We start from the raw sequence: 7,184 nt of genomic DNA on the forward strand, positions 1-7,184 counted from the left end.
GCCGTCACCGGCGCGGAGCGGCCCGCGCACGGCCGGGCGGAGCGGCAGGAACCCCGGGGCCGGCCGCGCGGCGCGCGCCCGTTCCGGCGGGCCGCCGCGAAGCCTGCCGACGCCTGTCGGCGCTCGCCGAAGCCTGCCGGAGCCGATCTCGCAGCCGATCTCGTCGGTCTGCCGGGAACATCGGCACGGCCGGACCGAGCCGGGAGAGCGCGCCGACCCGTCCGTCGGCGCGCGCCGTCGGTCTGTCACCCCGGCAGACCGCTGGTGCGTCCCGGTGTCCCGCCGTGCCGGGAAGCGGGCCCGGAAACGGCCCGGCCGTCAGGCCGCCGCCTCCGTCTCCCGGGCGTCGGCGGGGACGCCGAGGTCGCCCAGCACCGCCCGTGCCGCCCGCCGCCCGGAGACCAGCGCGCCCTGCACGGTGCTGGTGTCCCGGTGGTCCCCGGCGACGTACAGCCCGGCCAGCAGCCGCACCGGGCGGCGGGGGTTGTGCGGCGGCGGCATCGCGGGCAGCGCGTCCGGGACGTGCCGCACGCCGAGGAACTGCCAGTTCGACGTCGAGCCGCCGTACAGCTCGGCCAGCCGGGCCCGGACGGCCGGCTCCAGCCCGGCCGGGCCGCCCACGTCGAAGGAGCGCCGCCCGAGCACGGTGGTGGCGATCAGCGACTGGCCGGCCGGGGCGTAGGACGGGTGCAGCGCGCTGAGCACCAGCGAGTGCGACACCAGCGGCGGGTGCCCGTTCGGCCGGTCGCCGTCGAGCAGCAGGACGGCCTCGTTCAGCGGGGCGGCGTCGGCCGCGTGGTAGAAGGTCGTGACGGGGTGGAAGTCCGGTAGCCGCAGCCCGGGCAGCAGTTCGGCGGCGGACCGGGCGTCGGTGGCGACGATGACGGCCTGGGCGCCGATCCGCCCGTGCGCGAGGGTCTCCACGCCGTCCGCGGCGATCGCGGTGACCTGCACCTGGGTGCGGACGGTGCCGGCGGGGAGGGCGGCGGCCAGCTGGGCCGGCACGGCCGCGATCCCGTCGGCGGGCAGACAGAGCCGCCCGCGGGCGTACGAGCGCAGCACCAGGTCGGCGACCCGGCTGCTGGTCCCGAGCGCCGGATCGGAGAGCAGTGCGCTGAGCAGCGGCCGCAGGAAACCGTCCACGGTGCGCTGGGCGAGGCCGTGGCCGGCCAGTGCCCGGGCGGCGGTGGTCTCCGCCCGGGCCTGGAGCCGGCCGATCGGGGTGGTGGCGAGCCGGCCGAGCCGACCGGCCAGCCGGGCCTTGTCCAGCGGACTGCCGAGCGGGGCCCGCGCGGCGGCCTGCCGGGCGACGGTGAGCTGGGGGTCCCCGGCGCGGTACCGGCGGCCGGCGCTGTGCACCAGTACGCCGGGCGCGAGCGGGCGCAGGTCGAGGCGGTCGAGGTCGAGCATGCGGCCCAGCTCGGGGAAGGCGGTGTTCAGCAGGTGACTGCCGTCGTCGAGCCGGAATCCGTCCTGCTCGCGGGTGGACATCCGGCCGCCGATCCGGTCGGTGGTCTCCAGGACCTGAACGGTGAGGCCGTGGCCGGTGAGCTCGCGGGCGGCGGCCAGGCCCGCGAGTCCGGCGCCGACCACGACGACGTCCGGGTCGGACGGCCGGCGGGCGCGGCGGGTGAAGTCGTACGTGGGCACTGGGGTGCTCCCTCCCTGGTCCCGGGGCTCCGGCCGACGCAGGCAGCGGGGTGCCGGGACACGGTCCGTGGAGGGTGATGCCCAGTCAGTGTGAGCATCAGACAAGCGCATCGGGCCGGATCCAAGGGCCGGGGAGGGTTGTGCGGTACCGGGCGGGGGCGTGGTCACGGACAGTGCGCCGTGGCGGCCGGGTTGGGGGGTCGGCGGGCGCGTACGGTCACCGGGGGCGTGCGACGCGCCCGCCATATGCTCCCGTGCGCCCCCTCCTCGGGCCCCCTCGGGCCCCGCCCGGCATATGCCGCTGGCCAGGGCGGATACCGTTCTCAGAGCCCTACGGGCTCCGCGCGACCCGCGCGCACGCCTACCCTCCCGGCGCACGCGGCCACCCCGCGCACCCACCGCCCAGCACCCGCCCCAGCAGCCGCACGGCCGGCAGTACCCGCCCCGCCCGGCGTCCCCCGGCACCTGCCCCGCGGACCCCGCCTCCCGCACACGCCCCCGCACCCGTCACATCGCGGCGAGCACCGCCGAGTACACGTCCGGGTGGGTGAAGCGGAAGCCCGCGTCCAGTAGTCGCCGCGGCACCACCCGGTGGCTGCCGACCACCTCGACCGCCAGCTCGCCCAGCACCGCCCTGAGCACCGGCTCCGGCACCGGGAACGGCGTCGGCCGCCGCAGCGCCCGGCCGAGCGCGGTGGTCAGCTCGGCGTTGGTCGCCGGGTTCGGCGCGGTGAGGTTGAAGGCGCCGGAGAGGCCGTCGTGGTCGATCAGGAACCGCAGCGCGGCCACCTCGTCGTGCAGCGAGATGAAGCTCCAGTACTGCCGCCCGCTGCCGAGCCGCCCGCCGAGACCCAGCTTGAACAGCGGGAACAGCCGCCCGCCCGCCCCGCCGGCCGCGGAGAGCACCATGCCGGTGCGGGGGTGGACGACCCGGATGCCGGCCCGCTCGGCCGGCCGGGCGGCGTCCTCCCACTCCCGGCAGACCTCGGCCAGGAAGTCGTCGCCGGCGGGGGAGTCCTCGTCGATCACCCGGTCGCCGGTCTGCCCGTACCAGCCGACCGCGGAGGCGCTCACGAGCACCCGCGGCGGCTCCTTGAGCGCGGCCAGGGCGACGGCCAGCGTCTCGGTGCCGTACACCCGGCTCTCCCGGATCTCCCGCTTGTAGGAGTCCGTCCAGCGGTGGTCGCCGACCCCGGCGCCGGCCAGGTGCACCACGGCCTGGACCCCGGTCAGTCCGTCCCGCTCGACCTCGCCGAGCAGCGGGTTCCAGCCGATCGCGGTGCTGCCGTCCGGCTGTGGGCCGGTCTTGGACCGGTGCCGGACCAGCCGGACCACCTCGTGGCCGTCCGCCAGCAGGGAGCGGACGAGCGCCGAACCGATCAATCCCGTGGAACCCGTGACAGCGATGCGCATGCGCCCATCCTCGCAGCTCCCCCGTGCGCCCGCGTGTTCCGGAGTGCGCGCGGTGTTCCCGACCGCCCGTCACCTGCGCGCACGCCGTTAGCATGACGCGCATGCCTGCCGACGACGATCTGATCATCCGTACGGCGCGGAGCGAGGACGAGCGCGAACTCGCCGTCCTCAACCACGCGGCCTGGTCCGTCCTGGCCGACGTCTCCCCGCAACCGCCCGTCGAGGACCCGGTCTTCGACGAGCGGCACGCCCCCGAGCAGTTCCTGCTGGCCGTGCTGGACGGGCGGATCGTCGGCTACGTCCGTCAGGTCCCGCCCACCCCGCTGGCGAGCAACCGGCACGTGCGGCAGATCCAGGGGCTGGCCGTCGACGACACCGTCCGCGGGCGGGGCATCGGCCGCCGGCTGGTCGACGCGGCCTGCGCGGCGGCCCGGGCCGGGGGCGCCCGCAGGATGACCCTGCGGGTGCTCGGCTGGAACGCCCCGGCCCGCCGCCTCTACGAGAGCTGCGGCTTCGTCGTCGAGGGCTCGCTGGCCGAGGAGTTCCTGATCGACGGCCGGTACGTGGACGACATCTGGATGGCCCGCAGCCTGGCCGACCCGGTCGACCCCGTCGACTGAGCCGCAGGGAGGCACGGGGAGGCACGGGGAGGGCAGGGAGGCGCCGGGAGGGCAGGGACGCGTCCGCCCGAACAGACGTGCCACAAAAGGCGGTTCGCCGCCCGGCGGTGGTGCGGAGTCGTGACGGTCCCGACCTGTCCGGAGCGCCACCGCGCCGGGTACCGTACGCCCGTGAGCAACTCGACGCCTCCCGGGTGGTACCCGGTCCCGGGTGCGGACGGCACCCCCGGTCACGAACGCTGGTGGGACGGCAACGCCTGGACCGCCGAGGTCCGACCGCTCCAGGGCGGCGTCGCGGGCGGGATCGCCGACGCCCCCACCCAGACCCGGCCGCCGTCCGAGCAGAAGCCCGGCTACGGCTATCCGGCCGGCCCGGCGGTCCAGGCACCCCCGGCGTACGGCTACCCGGGCCAGGACGCCCGCCAGGCACCCGGCTACGGCTACCCCGGCCAGGACGCGTACCAGGCCCAGGGTCAGGGCCCCTACCAGGCCCAGGGCGGCTACCCGGGCCAGGCCCAGGGCGGCTACCAGACTCCGGGCGGTTACCCGCCCCAGGGCCCCGGCTACGGCTACCCGGGCCCGGGCCACCCGCTGCAGGCCCCGCCCGCCAAGTCGAAGACCGGCCTGATCACCGGCATCGCGGTCGTCGTCCTGGCGGTCGCCGGGATCGTCGCCGGGGTCGCCTTCAACAGCGGCCGCGACCACAGGGCGGACCCGACCCCGGACCCCACGGTCACCGTGACCCGGAGCGGCGGCCCCACGCCGAGCCCCGGCTCCACCGCGCCCACCAGCGGCCCCGCGACACCCAAACCCCTCCCCGCGGTCAAGAGCACCGTCCCCGACGCGGAGCACGCGATCACCGTGCCGGTCCTCGACGGCTGGGAGGTGTCGGGCAGCCCGCCGCACTCGACGGTCTACCTCGGCACCGGCCGCTACACCTGCCCGGACGGCGGCTCCTGCATCCGCGGCCAGTTCTCGGTCGAGAAGGACACCGTCCAGGGCACCTCGCCCAAGTCGGCCGCCGACGCCCGGATGCCCGACTACGCCGGGCAGATCTTCTCCGGCGTCAGCTCGCACACCGACGCCGGTTCCGGGTACGTCAGCGTGGCCGGGGTGCTCGGCTACGCCACCCGCTGGCACGTCCGCACCACCGACGGCACCCAGGGCTACGTCCTGCTGGCCGCCCTCCCCGCCAAGGGCGGCGGCTACGTGGTCATGGAGGGCGGCGTGGACGACAGCCCGGCCGCACCGGACTTCTCGGTGCTGGACCAGATCCTCAAGGGCATCAAGCAGGACGGCTCCTCCGGCGCCAGCACCTGACCGACCGGAGAGGTGCTCAGTCCCCGTACCGCTCCCAGAGCTTGGGGAAGCGCTTCGCCATGGTGTCCGGGTCGTCGAAGTCCAGCGCCGCCCCGGTCGGCCGCTCGGCCTGCCGCCCGCCCACCTCGGGCAGCGGCAGCCCGGTCAGCCGCTCGTACGCCTCGTCGGCCGCGTAGAGGAGTTCCTCGGCCTCGCCGTCCTCCTCCTCGTCGAACTCCGGCAGCAGGTCCGCCAGGTCGTCCGGCTCGGCCAGCCCTCCCTCGAAGACCTCCCGGCCCTGGCCGATCAGCCAGGAGCGGAAGTAGTCGAAGCTGTCGTCGGAGGCGCCGTCGAGCAGCAGGTAGGCCGCGGCCCACAGGTCGTGGCGGTAGGCGCGGTGGTACCGCGCCTGGAACAGCCGGGCGAAGTCGATCACGTCGTCCGGGGTCAGCTGGAGGAGCCGTTCCACCAGGAGGTCGGCCTGCTCGTCGGGGTCGCCGTCGGCGGCGTCCCGGGTCTCGTCGATGATCTGCCAGAAGTCCGTCTCGTCCATCACCGCTCCAGCATCCCCGTTCGGACGCGTCCGCGCATGCCGCGACTCGGTGCGGGCCCGCACCGAGTCCGGTCCCGGAGCCGGAAACGGCGGAACCCCGCGCCGTCCGGGGACGGCGCGGGGTTCCGTACGCGGGGTTCCGCGGGGACCTGGTGGGGTCAGAGGCCGAGCTCGACCTCGAACTCGCCGGCCTCCAGGATCTCCTTGACCGCGACCAGGTAGCGGGCGGCGTCGGCGCCGTCCACCAGGCGGTGGTCGTAGGAGAGCGACAGGTAGGTCATGTCGCGGATGCCGATGGCGGTGCCACCGTCGGCCTCGATGACCACCGGGCGCTTGACGGTGGCGCCGATGCCCAGGATGGCGACCTGGTTCGGCGGCACGATCACGGTGTCGAACAGCGCACCGCGCGAGCCGGTGTTGCTGATGGTGAAGGTGGCGCCGGACAGCTCGTCCGGGGTGATCTTGCTGTCGCGGACCTTGGTGGCCAGCTCGGCGGTCTTCTTCGAGATGCCGGCGATGTTGAGGTCGCCCGCAGCCTTGATGACCGGGGTCATCAGACCCTTCTCGGAGTCCACCGCGATACCGATGTTCTCGGTGTCGAAGTAGGTGACCGTGCCCTCGGCGTCGTTGATCCGGGCGTTGACGACCGCGTGGACCTTCAGCGCCTGGGCGGCGGCCTTGACGAAGAACGGCATCGGGGAGAGCTTGACGCCCTCGCGGGCCAGGAAGCCGTCCTTGGCCTTGGCGCGCAGCGACATGATCTTGGTGACGTCCACCTCGACCACGCTGGTCAGCTGGGCCTGCTCGTGCAGCGCCTTCATCATGTTGTCGCCGATGACCTTGCGCATGCGGGTCATCTTGACCGTCTGGCCACGCAGGGCGGACGGCGCGGCGGCGGCCTTCGGCGCGGCGGCCGGGGCGGCAGCGGCAACCGGGGCCGGGGCGGCCTTGGCGGCCTCCGCGGCGGCGATGACGTCCTGCTTGCGGATGCGGCCGCCGACGCCGGTGCCGGCGACGGAGGACAGCGCGACGCCGTGCTCGGCGGCGAGCTTGCGCACCAGCGGGGTGACGTAGGCGTCACCGTTGTCGGCCACCGGAGCGGCCGGAGCGGCCGGGGCGACCGGGGCCGGGGCGGCGACCGGGGCCGGGGCAGCGACCGGGGCCGGGGCAGCGACCGGGGCCGGAGCGGCAACCGGGGCCGGAGCGGCGACCGGGGCCGGGGCAGCGACCGGGGCCGGGGCGGCAACGGGAGCCGGGGCAGCGACCGGGGCCGGGGCAGCGACCGGGGCCGGGGCGGCAACCGGAGCCGGAGCCGCGGCAACGGCACCGGCGGCGCCGATCAGCGCGAGCTGGGCGCCGACCTCGGCGGTCTCGTCCTCGCCGACCAGGATCTTCACCAGGGTGCCGGCGACCGGCGACGGGATCTCGGTGTCGACCTTGTCGGTGGAGACCTCGAGCAGCGGCTCGTCGACCTCGACCGTCTCACCCTCGGCCTTCAGCCAGCGGGTGACGGTGCCCTCGGTGACCGACTCGCCCAGTGCGGGCAGCAGCACCGGGGTGGCGTCGGCGGCCGGGGCGGGGGCGGCGGCCGGAGCGGCGGCCGGAGCCTCGGCGGCCGGGGCCGGAGCGGCGACCGGAGCGGCGACCGG

General features: G+C 75.8%; 6 protein-coding genes. 2 read left to right on the top strand and 4 right to left on the bottom strand.

Annotated features, from left to right (window positions below):
• Window positions 1–318: 318 nt before the first annotated feature.
• On the bottom strand, window positions 319–1,650 hold the full coding sequence (locus ABZ449_RS41395) for an FAD-dependent oxidoreductase (protein WP_360357147.1): 1,332 nt from the start codon (window positions 1,648–1,650) through the stop codon (window positions 319–321).
• A gap of 507 nt (window positions 1,651–2,157) precedes the next feature.
• A complete protein-coding gene (locus tag ABZ449_RS41400) occupies window positions 2,158–3,063 on the bottom strand; it encodes a TIGR01777 family oxidoreductase (RefSeq protein ID WP_360357150.1) in 906 nt (301 codons plus the stop codon).
• Window positions 3,064–3,164: 101 nt separating this feature from the next.
• Between ABZ449_RS41400 and ABZ449_RS41405 the strand changes: the two genes are divergently transcribed.
• Complete coding sequence (locus tag ABZ449_RS41405) at window positions 3,165–3,683, top strand: GNAT family N-acetyltransferase (protein ID WP_360357153.1); 519 nt, start codon at window positions 3,165–3,167, stop codon at window positions 3,681–3,683.
• A 171-nt stretch (window positions 3,684–3,854) separates the two neighbouring features.
• On the top strand, window positions 3,855–5,003 hold the full coding sequence (locus ABZ449_RS41410; RefSeq protein ID WP_360357156.1) for a DUF2510 domain-containing protein: 1,149 nt from the start codon (window positions 3,855–3,857) through the stop codon (window positions 5,001–5,003).
• 16 nt (window positions 5,004–5,019) lie between these two features.
• Here the strand turns inward: ABZ449_RS41410 and ABZ449_RS41415 are convergent, their stop codons facing one another.
• Together ABZ449_RS41415 and sucB are read right to left on the bottom strand one after the other, a co-directional pair.
• Window positions 5,020–5,535: a DUF4240 domain-containing protein gene (locus tag ABZ449_RS41415; RefSeq protein ID WP_360357158.1), complete on the bottom strand. Its 516-nt coding sequence runs from the start codon at window positions 5,533–5,535 to the stop codon at window positions 5,020–5,022.
• A 158-nt stretch (window positions 5,536–5,693) separates the two neighbouring features.
• Window positions 5,694–7,184: 2-oxoglutarate dehydrogenase, E2 component, dihydrolipoamide succinyltransferase (sucB, locus tag ABZ449_RS41420; RefSeq protein ID WP_360357160.1), on the bottom strand; the 1,491-nt coding region annotated here is incomplete at its 5' end.

Origin of the sequence: Kitasatospora sp. NPDC005856 (assembly GCF_040629945.1) — a bacterium.
In the GTDB taxonomy this organism is placed as follows: Bacteria; Actinomycetota; Actinomycetes; order Streptomycetales; family Streptomycetaceae; genus Kitasatospora.